Consider the following 16,944-nt stretch of genomic DNA (forward strand, 5'->3'; position numbering starts at 1 on the left):
TCGTAAAAAGACACATGATTTTATTTTAATTTTTGTTTAAAAATATATAGTTATGAGTAAACCAAAACATATTGTAGAAATAATGATCTCCGAGCAGGAGGTTAAGCAACGTATTGCTGAACTGGGGCAACAGATCACAGAGCATTACCGCAATAGCGATCGTGAACTGGTATTGGTTGGTCTGTTAAGAGGATCGTTTATTTTCATGGCGGATTTGTGCCGTGAAATTCAGGTTCCTCACGAAGTGGATTTTATGACAGCGTCCAGCTATGGTAATGGAATGAACTCTACCCGCGATGTGAAAATTCTGAAGGATCTGGATGAAGATATTCGTGATAAAGATGTATTGATCGTTGAAGATATTATCGATTCAGGCAATACACTAAATAAAATTCGGGAAATCCTGGCTCTGCGTGAACCAAACTCGCTGGCAATTTGTACATTGTTGAACAAGCCATCCCGTCGTGAAGTTGATGTGCCAGTAGAATGGATTGGTTACTCGATTGAAGATAAATTCGTGGTTGGCTATGGCATTGACTATGCTCAACGTTATCGTCATCTGCCTTATATTGGCCATGTTACTCTGCTGGAAGAGTAAATTCTTGCGCTAGTGTACAAGGGCATTGGTGCAGTAAATAAATGGCAGTTTTAGCTGCCATTTATTTTTACAGAAATTTGTTACTTTTTATTAGCCAGCTTAGAGATAGTCTGGCGGTAATTTAGTTCCAATTTTTCCCGGCTGTCTGCGGTAATATCCAGATCATGTAGTTCACCATCCTTCAAACCGTATACCCAACCGTGGATCATTACTTTTTGCCCACGTTTCCATGCTGATTGCATAATGGTTGAATGACCAAGGTTATAAACTTGTTCAATAACATTCAGTTCGCATAAACGATTCAGTCGATCATTAGGCGGCAACTCGCCAAGCATTGAGCTGTGTTTGTACCACAAATCACGAATGTGAAGCAGCCAGTTATTGATTAAGCCTAATTCAGTGCCGTCTACTGCCGCTTCAATACCACCGCATCCGTAGTGACCACAGATGATAATATGCTCAACCTGTAAAACATCGACAGCATATTGTACAACGGATAAACAATTTAAATCGGTATGTATAACAAGGTTCGCAACATTCCGGTGGACGAAAAGATCACCCGGTGCGGCATCGATAAGCTTTTCAGCAGGTACACGGCTATCAGAACAGCCTATCCATAGAAAGTGGGGCTTTTGTGCTTTTGATAATTCATTGAAGAAATGCGGGTTTTCTTCATTTACGGATTTAGACCACTGTTTGTTCCTGGCAAACAGCTCTTCAATTTTTCTCATCATGACTAATAGCCTGGCAACATTTTTGAGATAGAATCATATACAACATTAATTGAGAATTTAATATTTAATTGAGTAATGTTTTTGATTTGATCTCTATCATTGAAAAGAAGCATAGGGAAAATAATGGCATAATCTCTATCTTGCACTCAAAAATAGCAAATAATAAAGGTGTTGTTTACTTATGGCTTATGCATTGGAGTTAACACAGCTCACGAAGACCTATAAAGGTGGAGTAAAAGCATTGCGTGGGATTGATCTACGTGTAGAAGCTGGCGATTTCTACGCGCTTTTGGGGCCAAATGGTGCAGGAAAATCGACCACCATCGGCATCATCAGTTCTTTGGTTAATAAAAGTAGCGGTAAGGTCAACGTATTTGGTTACGATATTGATACGGACCTGGTCAATGCTAAACGTCAGTTGGGTTTAGTGCCGCAGGAATTTAATTTCAATCCATTTGAAACAGTGATTCAGATTGTATTAAATCAGGCGGGATATTACGGCGTACCACGCGATGTGGCGCAAAGCAGAGCGGAAACCTATCTGTCACAACTGGACCTATGGGGCAAACGCAATGAACGGGCAATCCGTTTGTCAGGAGGCATGAAACGCCGTCTAATGATTGCCCGTGCTTTGATACACGAACCCAATTTATTAATTTTAGATGAACCTACTGCTGGGGTGGATATTGAACTGCGTCGCTCCATGTGGGAGTTTTTGAAAACTTTGAATGCACAGGGAACGACTATCATCCTGACAACTCACTATCTGGAAGAGGCTGAAATGCTGTGCCGTAATATTGGTATTATTCAGAATGGTGAGTTGGTGGAAAATACCAGCATGAAGGATTTACTCAGCCAACTGGAACTGGAAACGTTTTTATTCGATTTAGCACCGAAAGGAAATATGCCGATTCTGCAAGGTTATAGCTATCGTTTGGTAGACACCATCATATTAGAAGTGGATGTGAAACGCGGGCAGGGATTAAATGATATTTTTTCCCAATTGAGTATGCAGGGCATCCAAATTAACAGTATGCGCAACAAAGCGAATCGCCTGGAAGAGCTGTTTGTTGGGTTGACAAATAATAACCAAGGAGCCCGTCAATGATCCAACTATACTGGGTGGCATTAAAAACTATCTGGATTAAAGAAGTTACTCGTTTTGGCCGTATTTGGGTACAGACTTTGCTACCGCCTGTGATTACTATGTCTCTCTATTTTGTCATTTTTGGCAATCTAGTGGGTTCCCGCATTGGGGAAATGGGGGGCGTAGCATATATGCAGTTTATTGTTCCCGGCCTGATTATGATGTCTGTGATCACTAACTCATATTCGAACGTCTCCTCTTCCTTCTTTGGTGCTAAGTTCCAGCGTAGTATTGAAGAAGTACTGGTTGCACCTGTGCCAACACATGTCATCATTGCCGGGTTTGTCGGCGGTGGAGTGGCTCGTGGTGTATGTGTGGGCATTTTAGTTACACTGGTTTCTTTGCTTTTTGTGCCATTACAGCTCCACTCATGGGGAATGGTTGTAATAACCCTACTGGCAACATCGATCTTATTTTCATTAGCTGGCTTATTGAATGCCATTTTTGCGAAAACTTTCGATGATATCAGCATCATTCCGACTTTTGTGCTGACGCCATTAACCTATTTAGGCGGTGTGTTTTATTCCCTGACTTTACTGCCTGAATTTTGGCAGATAGTATCGAAGCTGAATCCAATCGTTTATATGGTCAGTGGATTTCGCTATGGCTTCCTCGGTATTGCTGATGTGTCTCTGGTAATGACATTAGGTATGCTGAGTATGTTTATTCTCGGTTTTTACTTACTAGCTTGGTATTTGATCGAGTCGGGCAGAGGGCTGAGAACTTAAGCAGGATTGTCTGAACATAAACATCTGTAAATATGCGGTTCTGCTATGTTGTTCGGCAGAGCCGCATATTTTGGTTAAAAAATTCCTCAATTTTAGAGGTGGTGGAACTTTTGCTACTGAACACGATTGGAGGTTAAAGCGATGTGAACCACACAATAAATGCGCATAACCTTGCCGAATGAGAGATGGTGGAGATTGTGAAATCCCGCGTTCGAAAACTGGTTGCATAATCAAGTTGGCCCTGCCTATGACGCCCTAAAATCTGACCCATTACGAGCCGTTAGCATTGATCAGGTTTGTTTTCATCTGGCGGAACGGCACGATCAGTCGAAATGAATCATACCGTTATATTTTCACTCGAGACTGAAACGCATATAGTCGAATTATACGATTATATTGCGTTCATATAGTAGAATCGGAATCTGTGTCTATTCTTGGTGTATTCAATGGTGGGCAGGATTATAAAACGTTGTTGCATGGCGACGATAATCATTGAATAAAGTGGAACTATGGTTCCACAGTATCTTGTTTTAGATCATTTATAAAATCAAGTTGAAATGATATTTAAAGTTATTTTATTAAGATTATATTTTTTTAATAGCATTGGAATATTACTATTTTAGTTAGAAAATATTTTATTAAACATTTCAATGGAAAATAATTGATTCTCTAAATTTATAAAATATGAAGACTGCCATTTTTGTGTTTTAATTGATTGTTTTGAATCAGGAAATACCCAAGAGGGATATACTCGGATAGCTCTTTTTCCCTCTTTATTTCCAGTGGAAAATATGCCTTGCGTGGTCAGAATATCTGAATCAAACAGGAAGAAACCTTTCTGATTCTCTGAATAGGTTACTACCATGCAAAAATCAATATTATCTTTTTGTTCAAATGGCATTATTTCTGTATCAGGGAAAGGCCTTTTCCACAATGTGACAAAGTGACCTATTTTGCGTGGAGTAATTTTGGCTTGGCGAAAAAGGATTGATTTATTATTAAGCCCGAATCGTATTGCTTCATACTCATGGCTTTCATTTTCCCGATAGGGAATAACACTAAAGTGATATCCGGCAGGAAGTAGCAGGTATTTATATATTTCATTGAAGCTGTCAGGGAAATTATCTGTATCACTGGCAAATGATGACAAAGTGAGATTCCTTTATTGAACTTGAAATATATTGAGTATATTCGAATTACTATATGTTGTGTACAAGGTTATAAGATCTGGCACAGCAAAAACTCCCTGCCTGAAAGGCAGGAAGTTATATGCTGGTGGAATAAAATAAATTAGTTAATATAAAGCGTCAGAGCGATACCGGGTTTAATGTCTTTGAGCTTGATGTTTTTATTCCAATTCATCAGATCATTAAGATTTACGCCATGCCGTTTGGCGATGCTGGCAAAGGAATCACCTTTGCGAACCTGATACATAACAGGATCATTAGTATTAACTTTCAAAACCTGTCCAACCCTGAGTCTATCAACCGTCTTCAAGCTATTTAGCCTTTGTAGCTGCTGGTGAGATGTCTTAAAACGTTTTGCAATCGCTGATAACGTATCACCAGAACGAACAGTGTAATGACTCTGTTGCTGTAGCTGACGAATATTTCTGGCGACAGCCAGACGGATATTTTTCAAAACATTTTCATCTGTCAGCGAGTGTTTAAGCTGGCTGGCATTCTCTTTCGGCAACATAATGTAATGTGGCCCATAGGGAGATGTCATACCTTGCTTATAGCCAGGGTTATAGGTTTTGATGGAAGTCAGTGATAACCCAGATAACTCAGCAGCTTGTGACAATGTGATTTGTTGCCCTACTTCAACTTTGGCGAGAGCCTGTTGATTGTTGGGTTTTGGCAATTTAAGGTCAAATTTCTCGTTGTGACGAATGACATTACTGAGCGCCAGTACTTTGGGGACGTAATGCATGGTTTCATGAGGTAATGCTAATGACCAAAAATCTGTCGGTTTTCCCCGCGACTGATTTTCTTTAATTGCACGTACAATCCGGCCTTCGCCACTGTTGTAAGCTGCGATAGTTAATAACCAATCCCCATTAAAGCGCACATTCAAACGCTCAAGAATATCTAAAGCTGCGGTAGTAGATGCAGCGACATCACGACGAGCATCGTACCATTTATCCTGTGTCAGACCATAATGGCGGCCTGTACTAGGGATAATCTGCCACAAACCTGCTGCTTTGGCGTAAGACGTAGCATGGGGATTAAAAGCACTCTCCACTATGGGAAGTAAGACTACTTCCATGGGCATATTTTGCTGATCAATCTGCTCAACGATCCAATATATATATGGTTCTGCTCGCAACGCCACATTTTGGAGATGGCTCTTGTGTTTCAGATAATAGTTTTGTTGTTCACGCACCCTGTTATTGTCAGGAATTTCCATCTTCAACTCATCACGGATATGTCCCCACAAATCTTGTTGGGCTGTCGGACTCACCTTCCAGTTTGCAGTATCGTTTGGCTCTGCAATACCTGCTACTTTTTGATTAGTCGAAGACATTTTCTGTACATGCTGCTGGGAGGGAGACTTTGGTTGAAGACCCGACTGACACCCGGCAAGCAAGACAGACGCGAACAAGATCGCTTTTGTCTTCATATTTTCTTTTGATGTATGCCTAAAAGGTGAGCAATCATACTGACCTATTACGCAGAAGACAACCCAACAAAATCAAAATCGATCTTTATAAGCCCTTAATTGCTGAAAAACAGAAGAAAGTGGCATTGAATTAGGTTTGATACCGATATTTTTTTGTAAATCAAGATCGTGACAATTTAGGAAGACGTTAATTTTTCTCTCTGTTTGTAAAGTAGTGGGCACTGTTGCTTGATGTTTTTCGCGTAACTCAATAATTTTTTTATAATAATCGTTAATTGTTTGATTTTCAGGTAATACTGCCTGTGCAAATCTCAAATTTGTGGCTGTATATTCATGAGCACAGCAAATTAATGTGTCATCGGGTAGCGATGCGATTTTTCTAAGAGAAGAAAACATTTGTTCAGCAGTACCCTCGAATAGTCTGCCACAACCTCCTGAAAATAGGGTATCTCCACAAAACAGGTAAGGTGCCTGATAGAAAGCGATGTGGCCAAGTGTATGACCCGGTAATGCTATAATCTGGAAAGAGAAATGATCAATATCAATGACATTATGTTCATGGATAATATGGGTTGCCCCTTTACTTCGGGTCTCTTCTGGACCATACACAGGTAATTCAGGGTATTGTTTGCACAAGCCAGCGACACCACCAACATGGTCGTAGTGATGGTGTGTTAGCAGGATAGCAGCGGGAATAAGTTGGTTAGCTGCTAAAATTTCCATGACGGGGCGTGATTCAGCAGGATCGATAACAACACAACGTTTGTCTTCATCACAAAGTAACCAAATATAGTTATCTGAAAGGGCGGGGAGCCTGATAAGCTTCATTATATGCCTCATTTTAACAATAGCTTTGTAGGTTGGAAGGAAAATGACATGCAATCAGTACATGCAATCAAACAAATAACTCCTCCTGAATCTTGGGCTGAGTTACCTTGGGGAGAATATTACCGTGTCGCTTTGGAACGTCAATTGGAACCGTGGTGGCCAAAAATTTTTGGCTTTCATTTAGCTAAAGTCGGTAATTTAAGTGTAGAGATTGATAGTCGCTCTTGTCTAATCAGTCACCAGGTCAACGTAGGATTGGCAGGTGAAGGTATGGATGTAATTGCTGATCCTCATTATCTTCCTTTCGAGGCAAAATCCGTTGATGCCTGTTTATTGGCTCATATGCTGACTTATAGCGTTGATCCTCATTGGCTGCTTCGGGAAGTGGATCGGATTATGATTGATGATGGCTGGTTGATCATTTCTGGTTTTAATCCAATAAGTTTATTAGGGCTGAGAAAAGTGATTTCACCTGTATGTTTCAGACGATCTTACCGTGCCCAAATGTTTTCCAGATTGCGTCAATTGGACTGGCTTCGCTTGCTTAACTATGAAGTTCTTTACCATGCTAATTTTCATGTCTTACCGTGGAAGAGTGGAAATAGTTTCTATGAGCATACGACATCAATGCTTGGTTGTCTGAATGTGATTATTGCCCGCAAGCGGACAATACCTTTAACTCTCAATCCTATGCGGGCCAGATTGTTGAAACCTAAATTCAGTAATGCGTTAGGGATAGTGAAAAATTTTCACCAACGTAATTAATTTCGTGTAGGTTAGTTTGCATTTTCGATATAGCCACCATCATCTTGGGTCGGGGAGTTGGCTGCTGTGCGAGCCAATTCATCACATAATTCATTTTCCCGATGGCCTGTATGCCCTTTAACCCAACGCCAGTCAATATCATGGGGTGAAATGGCTTTATCCAGTCGTTGCCATAAATCAACATTGATCACGGGAGATTTATCTGCTTTTTTCCAGCCACGTTTTTTCCAGTTGTGGATCCATTGAGTAATACCCTGGCGAACATATTGACTGTCGGTGGTCAGAATCACTTTGCAGGATTCTTTGAGCGCCTCTAGCCCGATAATGGCGGCCATAAGTTCCATACGGTTGTTGGTCGTGCGGAAGTAGCCTTTACTTAGGGTTTTTTCCTTTTGTTTATAACGAAGTAAAACACCATATCCACCGGGACCGGGATTACCGAGACAAGAACCATCGGTGAAAATTTCTACCTGTTTGCTCATATTTGGTAGACTCTTCCTATATCATCTTCAATCAAAACTCTAAGTCTGACACAAAAAAACACTATGAGCACTGCAATTACCCGTCAAATCGTCCTCGATACCGAAACAACTGGTATGAATAAACTGGGAATTCACTACGAGGGGCATAACATCATTGAAATCGGAGCGGTGGAAGTCATCAACCGTCGCCTGACAGGGCGTCATTTCCACATTTATATTAAACCTGAACGCTTGGTTGATCCGGAAGCGTTTGAGGTTCATGGTATCAGTGATGAGTTTTTGCTGGATAAACCCAAATTTGCTGATATTGCTGAGGAATTTATTGAATTTATCCGTGGGGCTGAGCTGATCATCCATAACGCGACGTTCGATATCGGCTTTATGGATTATGAATTCAGCAAGCTTAATCGTGATATTCCGCCAACCGCAGAATTCTGTACGATTACGGATAGTTTGATACTGGCAAGGCAACTTTTCCCCGGTAAACGTAATAACCTTGATGCGTTGTGCGATCGTTACCATATTGATAACTCGAAGCGTACTCTCCACGGGGCATTACTCGATGCCGAAATTCTGGCTGATGTCTATCTGGCAATGACTGGCGGTCAGACATCACTGGCTTTTTCGATGGAAGGAGAAGTATCCAACAATGCTCAGGTTGCAGAAATTCAAAAAATAACTCGCCCTCAAGCGGGGCTGAAAGTTATTTATGCTTCTGATGAGGAATTGATTCAGCATGAGTCCCGTTTGGATCTGGTGCAAAAGAAAGGGGGAAGTTGCCTGTGGCGAACAGAACCTGAACAATTACATTGATTGAGATTGCGATAAGTGGGGATTAATTTGCCATTAAGGTGAAAAACTGTGCAAGCGCACTATTTTATTATAAAATGCGATTGACGGATTGTGCGGAGGCCCGTATCATCCACTGCGTTCTCAACCAGAACACCATGCGGTGCGGTAGTTCAGTTGGTTAGAATACCGGCCTGTCACGCCGGGGGTCGCGGGTTCGAGTCCCGTCCGCACCGCCAGAATTTATAAGCCCTGAGTTTTTAACTCGGGGCTTTTTTATTTGATTACCAAAGATTTCAAATCAATTTATATCTGAACTGTTTTGAGATTATTAAATAATACAATATTGCGACTGTCTCTTTTCCCAATATCAGCACAGGCATTTACCGTTTCCCGCAGAAAATGGCAGCAAAAATCGCTTTGGAAACAATTCATTCAAGCCTTTCTATCAATCAAAATATATTACAAGTGAATCTTGTTTATTTTGATGATGAAAATTACGACATTTATCGTTCTTTAACTCAGCCTCCTCTTTTGAATCAGGCTGTTAACAGCGGGGTAAATCAAAGAATTGATGCCGAGCGGAAATTAAGATAGTTTTCGTTTATTGGCATTAATGATTGCGGTTTGTATGCTGCGCTGCGAAAATTAGTTCTAGTTCACTAACGCTTTTATCCGACTTGGAGTAAAGAATGACCACTCGTAAAACCCTTGCGAATGCTATCCGCTTCTTGAGCATGGATGCTGTGCAGAAAGCAAAATCAGGGCATCCTGGTGCACCGATGGGAATGGCTGACATTGCTGAAGTGCTGTGGTGCGACTATTTGAACCATAACCCTGTCAATCCTGACTGGGCTGATCGTGACCGCTTCGTATTATCCAATGGTCACGGCTCTATGCTGATTTATAGCTTGTTGCACCTGACTGGTTACGATGTTTCTATCGACGATCTGAAAAATTTCCGTCAACTGCATTCTAAAACCCCTGGTCATCCAGAATATGGTTATACTCCGGGCGTAGAAACGACAACCGGTCCATTGGGACAAGGTATTGCCAACGCAGTTGGTTTTGCTATTGCGGAACGCACATTGGCAGCGCAGTTTAACCGTCCGGGCCACGATATTGTCGATCACTACACTTATGTATTCATGGGTGATGGTTGCATGATGGAAGGGATCTCCCATGAAGTTTGTTCTCTGGCGGGTACACTGAAGCTAGGTAAACTGATCGCTTTCTATGATGACAACGGCATCTCCATTGATGGTGAAGTTGAAGGTTGGTTCACTGATGACACCGCTGCACGTTTTGAATCCTATGGCTGGCATGTTATCCGTGGCGTAGATGGCCATGACTCTGCTGCAATTCAGGCTGCTATCGAAGAAGCTCGTAAAGAAACCGGCAAACCATCTCTATTAATGTGCAAAACTATTATTGGTTTTGGTTCGCCAAACAAAGCAGGTAAAGAAGAGTGTCACGGTGCTCCACTGGGTGACGCTGAAATTGAAGCGACCCGTAAGGCTCTTGGTTGGGAGTATCCTGCTTTTGAAATTCCTCAGGATATTTATGCAGAATGGGATGCAAAAGAAGCCGGTAAAGCTAAAGAAAGCGCTTGGGATGCAAAATTCACCGTTTATGCTGAAGTTTATCCAGAACTAGCTACAGAATTCCGCCGCCGTACCAGTGGTGAATTACCTGCAAACTGGGAAACTGAATCCAAAGCATTTATTGAAAATCTGCAACAGAATCCCGCTTCTATTGCCAGCCGTAAAGCATCACAAAATGCTCTGGAAGCATTTGGTAAAATTCTGCCTGAATTCATGGGCGGCTCTGCTGATCTGGCACCAAGTAACCTGACGATGTGGTCTGGCTCCAAGCCTCTGAACGAAGTTCAGGATGGTAACTACATTCATTACGGTGTACGTGAGTTTGGTATGTCTGCCATCATGAATGGTATTGCTCTGCATGGTGGTTTTGTGCCTTATGGTGCGACATTCCTGATGTTTGTTGAATACGCCCGTAACGCAGTACGCATGGCTGCACTGATGAAGATCCGTAACATCTTCGTTTATACCCACGATTCTATCGGCTTGGGTGAAGATGGCCCGACTCATCAGCCAGTTGAGCAAATTGCCAGCCTGCGTGTAACACCGAATATGAGCACCTGGCGCCCATGTGATCAAGTAGAGTCTGCGGTAGCGTGGAAATATGCTATAGAGCGTAAAAATGGCCCAACTTCTCTGATCTTCTCCCGTCAGAATCTGGCACAGCAGGAGCGTATTGCTGAGCAACTGGCGAATATCGAGAAAGGCGCTTATATCCTGAAAGATTGCGCAGGTCAGCCTGAATTAATCCTGATTGCGACGGGTTCTGAAGTTGAGCTGGCAGTGAAAGCTGCTGAGCAACTGAGTGCAAAGGGCCGTAAAGTTCGCGTAGTTTCTATGCCATCTACTGATGTATTTGACAAACAAGATGCGGCATACCGTGAAGCGGTTCTCCCTGCTGCGGTTTCTGCCCGTGTTGCGATTGAAGCAGGTATTTCTGATTACTGGTTTAAATACGTTGGTATTAATGGTGCTATCGTGGGAATGGATACATTTGGTGAATCTGCTCCTGCTGATGCGCTGTTCAAAGAATTTGGCTTCACTGTTGAAAATGTCGTTGCCAAAGCAACCGCACTACTGAAATAACAAGCAAACTATACCCTGAATAGGTTTTAGAAAGCAGCAAATAAAAACTGCTTGCTGAAAGATGAAAGGGGAAGAAGCGCATTAGCATCAAACTTTGTTGGGCTAATGCGCTCTTTTTTTCATCAAAATTTTTTCATTATGCTATTAATGATCCTTGCCATTGCTCTCTTTTTCTCGTAGTCTTCCCTTATAAATAGCTGAACCGTTTCAGTTATCGCAGGCAAAATGTCTTGTCTGTCACAATCTGATTAATTTTATGATGAATCATCCGTACAATTTGCAGTTGCTCAGTTATTCTAAGCCGTTGCGTGACCATAGAAAAATTCAGGGAGTAACATGACAATCAGGGTAGCGATTAACGGTTTTGGGAGAATAGGGCGCAGTGTTCTGCGTGCTCTCTACGAAACCGGGCGTCGGGCTGAAATTGCGGTTATTGCTATCAATGAGCTGGCTGATGCAGAAGGTATCGCTCACTTATTGAAATATGATTCCAGTCATGGGCGTTTTGCATGGGATATACGCCTGAACAATAAAGTATTGCACGTAGGAGATGACAGTATACGGCTGTTTCATCAACCAGATATCTCGGATTTGCCGTGGAAAGAACTGGGTATTGATATTGTACTCGATTGTACGGGGAAGTATGGTGAACGAGTGGATGGAGAAGCTCATCTCACTAGTGGCGCCAAAAAGGTTCTGTTTTCCCATCCGGGAGGCAATGATCTGGATGCAACGGTGGTATATGGTGTAAATCATGATTTATTGGTTGCCGAAGATCGCATTGTTTCTAATGCATCTTGTACAACAAATTGTATTATCCCGATCATTAAAGTGCTGGATGATGCGTTTAACATTGAATCGGGCACGGTGACAACAATTCACGCATCCATGAATGATCAACCAGTAATTGATGCTTATCACTGTGATTTACGTCGAACCCGTGCGGCCAGCCAGTCGATCATTCCAGTCGACACAAAACTAGCTGTGGGGATCACACGTATCTTTCCCAAATTCAGTGATCGGTTTGAAGCTATTTCTGTACGAGTACCTACCATCAATGTAACAGCGATTGATTTAAGTGTGACAGTCAGTGCTGCCGTTAATGTCAGTGAGGTAAACCAGCTACTGCAAAAATCAGCGGTAAATTCGTTTCGTGGTATAGTGGATTTCACTGATCTACCGTTGGTCTCAACGGATTTTAACCATGATCCTCACAGTGCTATTGTGGATGGTACACAAACCAGAGTGAGTGGAAATCATCTGATCAAAACGCTTGTGTGGTGTGATAATGAGTGGGGCTTTGCCAATCGTATGCTCGATACAACGCTGGTAATGGCTTCTAAAGGTTTCATGTAATCACAACAGAAGATTGAGTAATTTTATAGAGAATCAATGAGAGGATTCACCATGTCTGTAATTAAGATGACTGATTTAGATCTAGCGGGTAAACGTGTTCTGATCCGTGCTGATCTGAATGTGCCTGTAAAAGATGGCAAAGTTACTTCTGATGCACGTATCCGTGCGTCTTTGCCGACGATTGAGGCTGCGTTGAATCAGGGAGCCAAAGTCATGGTTACTTCTCACCTGGGACGCCCGACTGAGGGAGAATACAACGAAGAGTTCTCACTGCAACCCGTCGTTGATTACCTGAAAGGTGCACTTTCTTCTCCTGTTCGTCTGGAAAAAAATTATCTGAATGGCGTTGAAGTGGCGGAAGGTGAATTGGTTGTTCTGGAAAACGTTCGCTTCAACAAAGGTGAGAAAAAAGACGACGAAACGTTATCGAAACAGTATGCAGCGTTGTGTGATGTATATGTAATGGATGCCTTTGGTACAGCACATCGTGCTCAGGCGTCAACTCACGGTGTCGCTAAATTTGCGCCGATTGCCTGTGCTGGTCCATTATTGTCTGGTGAACTGGAAGCCCTGGGAAAAGCACTGCACAGCCCAGCTCGTCCAATGGTGGCGATTGTCGGTGGCTCTAAAGTTTCAACTAAACTGACTGTTCTTGATTCACTGTCCAAAATTGCTGATCAGCTTATCGTTGGTGGTGGAATTGCTAATACCTTTGTTGCCGCAGAAGGCCACAATGTAGGTCGCTCTCTGTATGAAGATGATTTGATCCCTGAAGCGAAAAAACTGCTGGAAAGCTGTGATATTCCAGTACCTACTGATGTTCGTGTTGCGACAGAATTCTCTGAAACTGCCGAAGCCATGCTGAAATCCACCAGTGAAATTAAAGATGACGAGCAAATCCTTGATTTGGGCGACGCATCTGCTGAGCGTCTGGCTGAAATCCTGAAAAACGCTAAGACTATTCTGTGGAATGGCCCGGTTGGTGTTTTTGAGTTCCCTAATTTCCGTAAAGGAACCGAAATTGTTGCCCGTGCAATTGCAGAGAGCGATGCTTTCTCGATTGCAGGTGGTGGTGATACTTTGGCAGCAATAGATCTGTTTGAAATTGCTGATAAAATATCTTACATCTCTACAGGTGGTGGTGCTTTCCTTGAGTTTGTTGAAGGCAAAAAACTACCAGCCGTTGTGATGCTGGAAGAACGTGCTAATAGTAAATAAGTTGTGATAACAGGCAGTGAATACTGCCTGTTCAATGTCAATACAGGACCACGTAACATGTCTAAAATTTTTGATTTCGTAAAACCGGGTGTCATCACTGGTGATGATGTTCAAAAAGTCTTTGCCATCGCAAAAGAACATAACTTTGCTCTGCCGGCAGTTAACTGTGTCGGTACTGACTCTATCAACGCAGTGCTGGAAACAGCGGCAAAAGTACGTGCTCCGGTAATCATCCAGTTTTCCAATGGTGGTGCATCATTTGTAGCGGGTAAGAGCTTGAAGCTTGAAGGGCAGCAAGCAGCAATTCTGGGGGCAATTTCTGGTGCTCACCATGTACATCAGATGGCAGAGCATTATGATGTGCCAGTGATCCTGCATACCGACCACTGCGCGCGTAAATTACTGCCGTGGATTGATGGTCTGTTGGACGCTGGTGAAAAGCACTATGCTCAGACTGGCAAACCATTATTTTCTTCTCACATGATTGATCTGTCAGAAGAATCTCTGGAAGAAAATATCGAAATTTGTAGCCAATATCTGGCACGCATGGCGAAAATCGACATGACGCTGGAAATTGAACTGGGTTGTACTGGTGGTGAAGAAGATGGCGTTGATAACACTCATCTGGACAGCTCTTCTCTATATACTCAACCAGAAGATGTGGCTTACGCTTATGAGAAACTGAGTGCTATCAGCCCACGTTTTACCATCGCGGCATCTTTCGGTAACGTTCACGGTGTATATAAACCAGGTAACGTTAAACTGACACCAAAAATCCTGCACAATTCTCAAGACTACGTTTCTGAGAAATTCAACCTGCCACACAACAGCCTGGATTTCGTCTTCCATGGTGGTTCCGGCTCTACCGCAGAAGAGATTCAGGAAGCCGTCAGCTATGGTGTGGTGAAAATGAATATTGATACCGATACTCAATGGGCTACCTGGGAAGGTATTCTGAACTATTACAAGAAGAATGAAGGTTATCTGCAAGGCCAACTGGGTAACCCGGAAGGTGCGGATAAACCGAATAAGAAATTCTATGATCCACGCGTCTGGCTGCGTGCTGGTCAGGTTTCTATGACAGTTCGTCTGGAGCAGGCTTTCAAAGAATTGAACGCGGTTGACGTGCTATAATTTCCATACTGATTGGCATGGATTAAAGTAGTTTTTTTAGTTCCCGCTCGTTATTTTAATTATCAACGAGCGGGAATTTTGTTTAATTAAATCGAATCAGATTGGTTATGCTTTCGCTCCATCCTTCATAATGCGGTTCAGCCACGGCACCATGAAAGCCATAATCACGGCAACAATAAGAGTGGCAATGCCTATTTTTCCAAATACACCTGTATAAAGTGGCAGAGTTTGCAGAGGGTCGGTCACGCCTTCTGGTGCAGCGGTGAATGTTGCAACATAACTTCCTAATACTGATGCTGCTGCCTGAGATAAGAACCACATGCCCAGAATAAACCCTGTCAGGTAGCTAGGAACAAACGTTGCTACCATTGCCAGCCCCAGTGCACTGATCATCAATTCCCCGACGCTCTGGAACAGGTAAACCAGCACAATAAACCATGGGGAAGTCATGCCTTGTTCATCGGCAAATAAACCCGAAGCGGCTGCTGTCATGAAGCCGAGAGAACATAGGAACATGCCGAAGGTAAACTTTGTTGGCATGGAAAAGTCTTTTCCCTTCGCACCCAAGCGGGTGTAAACCACAGCCAGGATAGGACTGACCACAATGATCCAGAATGGATTCAGTGCCTGGAAACTGATGGGGTTAACATTAAAGCCGAGGATCTGGGGGTGGACGTTGTTGATAGCGAAGAAATTGAGGGAAGTCGGCATCTGGTTATACAGGATGTAGAACACAATCGCCTGAAGCATCAAAATAAATGCCACTAACATCTTATTGCGGCCGATCCTGTCCTGTTTGAATGCCTGCCAGAAGAAAATCATTACAACAACAGCTGAAATCGCCATGAGGGCAATATTGGCAATGTCGATATTGTGCAATAACCATGCACAGACCCCAATCATAGCCACTGTACCAAGCAAAACGAAAAACAGAGTTACATAGTTCAGAGGGGTATGATCTGGTTCAGAGCCGATGTTATCTACCATGCGGCGGCAGGCGACATAAACCAGCAAGGCGATAATCAGGCCAATACCACAGATATTATAAGTGACGGCGTAGCCATATTTGTCGGCAATGACAGGGGCAAGAGCAAGAGAAAATAGAGAGCCAAGATTGATAGACATATAGAATAACGTAAATGCACCATCCAGGCGTGGATCTTGGGGCTGGTAACATTTTGCCAGCAAGCTGGCGGGGTTGGCTTTGAAAAGGCCATTACCAACAGCCACGGTTCCCAGAGCATAAAAAATCAGCTCAGGTTCCATGATGGAAAGACCAATCATGAAATAGCCTATTGCCAGTACAATGGCACCCAGAACGATAGTTCGCTTTGTTCCCAATAAATGGTCACCAACATAACCGCCGATGGAAATCAGGCCGTAAACCAGTGCAGTAAACGCACCGAAGGTGATAAATGATTGTGCTTCTGAAAAGCCAAGTTGTTTAACAAAGTAAACAGCAAGAATGCTTTGAACGCCGTAGTAGCCAAATCTTTCCCATAATTCCACAAAAAAGATCATGAAAAAGGGTTTCGGTTGATCCCATAAACCGATTGGAACGGTTTTATTCATAGTAACTGCCTCTGTTAGTTGTCATACCGGTGGACAATACATCCAGAGTTCATACTGCTGTTAACATATGGATAACATAATGTATTGCACGGGTTGTGATTTTGTTTATTTATTCAGAGTGACCGGAAGCGCAGGAGGTTAATATACTAGTACAATATCTTCTCAGTAGTTGATCACACTAATGTAAAAATTAATACCAGATTTGGCAAAATATTCACTAAATTAATAACAAGAATCGTGCATGAATGGTTTAAATGTTCGCAAATGAATCAATTTGATGACTG

The 16,944-nt window shown here is 42.6% G+C and carries 16 protein-coding genes and 1 tRNA gene; 11 read left to right on the forward strand and 6 right to left on the reverse strand.

Features of this window, described 5'->3' with window-relative positions; translation table 11 throughout:
- The first annotated feature begins 52 nt into the window (after positions 1-52).
- A complete protein-coding gene (hpt, locus tag HGO23_RS05240) occupies positions 53-598 on the forward strand; it encodes a hypoxanthine phosphoribosyltransferase (protein WP_209028193.1) in 546 nt (181 codons plus the stop codon).
- Between the two features lie 80 nt (positions 599-678).
- Here the strand turns inward: hpt and can are convergent, their stop codons facing one another.
- The gene (gene can / locus HGO23_RS05245; RefSeq protein ID WP_099136069.1) at positions 679-1,332 is read right to left on the reverse strand and encodes a carbonate dehydratase; all 654 of its coding nucleotides are present in this window, start codon (positions 1,330-1,332) and stop codon (positions 679-681) included.
- A gap of 181 nt (positions 1,333-1,513) precedes the next feature.
- On the opposite strand from can, the gene HGO23_RS05250 reads away from it, so the two are divergent.
- A complete protein-coding gene (locus HGO23_RS05250) occupies positions 1,514-2,440 on the forward strand; it encodes an ABC transporter ATP-binding protein (RefSeq protein WP_099136068.1) in 927 nt (308 codons plus the stop codon).
- A complete protein-coding gene (locus HGO23_RS05255; protein WP_099136067.1) occupies positions 2,437-3,207 on the forward strand; it encodes an ABC transporter permease in 771 nt (256 codons plus the stop codon). The genes HGO23_RS05250 and HGO23_RS05255 overlap by 4 nt, the downstream gene beginning before the upstream one ends.
- Positions 3,208-3,826: 619 nt before the next feature.
- Here HGO23_RS05255 and HGO23_RS05260 read toward each other — a convergent pair.
- The 3 genes from HGO23_RS05260 to gloB form a co-directional block, all read right to left on the reverse strand.
- Entirely contained in the window at positions 3,827-4,357 is a 531-nt protein-coding gene (locus HGO23_RS05260; protein ID WP_099136066.1) for a MepB family protein, read from the reverse strand.
- 140 nt (positions 4,358-4,497) lie between these two features.
- Complete coding sequence (mltD, locus tag HGO23_RS05265) at positions 4,498-5,829, reverse strand: murein transglycosylase D (protein WP_099136065.1); 1,332 nt, start codon at positions 5,827-5,829, stop codon at positions 4,498-4,500.
- A 72-nt stretch (positions 5,830-5,901) separates the two neighbouring features.
- Positions 5,902-6,657, reverse strand: coding sequence for a hydroxyacylglutathione hydrolase (gloB, locus tag HGO23_RS05270; protein WP_209028194.1), 756 nt, complete (start codon positions 6,655-6,657; stop codon positions 5,902-5,904).
- Between the two features lie 48 nt (positions 6,658-6,705).
- On the opposite strand from gloB, the gene HGO23_RS05275 reads away from it, so the two are divergent.
- On the forward strand, positions 6,706-7,422 hold the full coding sequence (locus HGO23_RS05275) for a class I SAM-dependent methyltransferase (RefSeq protein WP_099136063.1): 717 nt from the start codon (positions 6,706-6,708) through the stop codon (positions 7,420-7,422).
- Between the two features lie 11 nt (positions 7,423-7,433).
- On the opposite strand, the gene rnhA is transcribed toward HGO23_RS05275, so the two are convergent.
- Complete coding sequence (gene rnhA / locus HGO23_RS05280) at positions 7,434-7,904, reverse strand: ribonuclease HI (protein ID WP_099136062.1); 471 nt, start codon at positions 7,902-7,904, stop codon at positions 7,434-7,436.
- A 63-nt stretch (positions 7,905-7,967) separates the two neighbouring features.
- On the opposite strand from rnhA, the gene dnaQ reads away from it, so the two are divergent.
- From dnaQ to fbaA, 7 genes are all read left to right on the forward strand, one after another.
- Entirely contained in the window at positions 7,968-8,717 is a 750-nt protein-coding gene (gene dnaQ, locus HGO23_RS05285) for a DNA polymerase III subunit epsilon (protein WP_099136061.1), read from the forward strand.
- 138 nt (positions 8,718-8,855) lie between these two features.
- A tRNA-Asp gene (locus HGO23_RS05290) sits at positions 8,856-8,932 on the forward strand.
- 106 nt (positions 8,933-9,038) lie between these two features.
- Positions 9,039-9,290, forward strand: coding sequence for a macro domain-containing protein (locus HGO23_RS05295; RefSeq protein ID WP_342355498.1), 252 nt, complete (start codon positions 9,039-9,041; stop codon positions 9,288-9,290).
- Positions 9,291-9,385: 95 nt separating this feature from the next.
- Positions 9,386-11,380, forward strand: a complete 1,995-nt coding sequence (gene tkt / locus HGO23_RS05300; protein ID WP_209028195.1) for a transketolase — start codon at positions 9,386-9,388, stop codon at positions 11,378-11,380.
- Positions 11,381-11,716: 336 nt separating this feature from the next.
- A complete protein-coding gene (epd, locus tag HGO23_RS05305) occupies positions 11,717-12,736 on the forward strand; it encodes an erythrose-4-phosphate dehydrogenase (RefSeq protein WP_099136058.1) in 1,020 nt (339 codons plus the stop codon).
- A 51-nt stretch (positions 12,737-12,787) separates the two neighbouring features.
- Positions 12,788-13,954, forward strand: a complete 1,167-nt coding sequence (gene pgk / locus HGO23_RS05310) for a phosphoglycerate kinase (RefSeq protein ID WP_099136057.1) — start codon at positions 12,788-12,790, stop codon at positions 13,952-13,954.
- Between the two features lie 57 nt (positions 13,955-14,011).
- Positions 14,012-15,088 carry a class II fructose-bisphosphate aldolase gene (fbaA, locus tag HGO23_RS05315; protein WP_099136056.1) on the forward strand — a complete coding sequence of 359 codons (1,077 nt, stop codon included), beginning with the start codon at positions 14,012-14,014 and terminating at the stop codon, positions 15,086-15,088.
- 105 nt (positions 15,089-15,193) lie between these two features.
- Here the strand turns inward: fbaA and dtpB are convergent, their stop codons facing one another.
- On the reverse strand, positions 15,194-16,660 hold the full coding sequence (dtpB, locus tag HGO23_RS05320; protein WP_209028196.1) for a dipeptide/tripeptide permease DtpB: 1,467 nt from the start codon (positions 16,658-16,660) through the stop codon (positions 15,194-15,196).
- Positions 16,661-16,944: the final 284 nt, after the last annotated feature.

The organism is Xenorhabdus budapestensis, from assembly GCF_017743015.1.
GTDB classification, from domain to species: Bacteria; Pseudomonadota; Gammaproteobacteria; order Enterobacterales; family Enterobacteriaceae; genus Xenorhabdus; species Xenorhabdus budapestensis.

Bases quoted from the DNA above. Each gene is read 5' to 3' on its own strand.
- hpt (WP_209028193.1), top strand. From the start codon at position 53: ATGAGTAAACCAAAACATATTGTAGAAATAATGATCTCCGAGCAGGAG.
- can (WP_099136069.1), bottom strand. From the start codon at position 1,332: ATGATGAGAAAAATTGAAGAGCTGTTTGCCAGGAACAAACAGTGGTCT.
- HGO23_RS05250 (WP_099136068.1), top strand. From the start codon at position 1,514: ATGGCTTATGCATTGGAGTTAACACAGCTCACGAAGACCTATAAAGGT.
- HGO23_RS05255 (WP_099136067.1), top strand. From the start codon at position 2,437: ATGATCCAACTATACTGGGTGGCATTAAAAACTATCTGGATTAAAGAA.
- mltD (WP_099136065.1), bottom strand. From the start codon at position 5,829: ATGAAGACAAAAGCGATCTTGTTCGCGTCTGTCTTGCTTGCCGGGTGT.
- gloB (WP_209028194.1), bottom strand. From the start codon at position 6,657: ATGAAGCTTATCAGGCTCCCCGCCCTTTCAGATAACTATATTTGGTTA.
- HGO23_RS05275 (WP_099136063.1), top strand. From the start codon at position 6,706: ATGCAATCAGTACATGCAATCAAACAAATAACTCCTCCTGAATCTTGG.
- rnhA (WP_099136062.1), bottom strand. From the start codon at position 7,904: ATGAGCAAACAGGTAGAAATTTTCACCGATGGTTCTTGTCTCGGTAAT.
- dnaQ (WP_099136061.1), top strand. From the start codon at position 7,968: ATGAGCACTGCAATTACCCGTCAAATCGTCCTCGATACCGAAACAACT.
- tkt (WP_209028195.1), top strand. From the start codon at position 9,386: ATGACCACTCGTAAAACCCTTGCGAATGCTATCCGCTTCTTGAGCATG.
- epd (WP_099136058.1), top strand. From the start codon at position 11,717: ATGACAATCAGGGTAGCGATTAACGGTTTTGGGAGAATAGGGCGCAGT.
- pgk (WP_099136057.1), top strand. From the start codon at position 12,788: ATGTCTGTAATTAAGATGACTGATTTAGATCTAGCGGGTAAACGTGTT.
- fbaA (WP_099136056.1), top strand. From the start codon at position 14,012: ATGTCTAAAATTTTTGATTTCGTAAAACCGGGTGTCATCACTGGTGAT.
- dtpB (WP_209028196.1), bottom strand. From the start codon at position 16,660: ATGAATAAAACCGTTCCAATCGGTTTATGGGATCAACCGAAACCCTTT.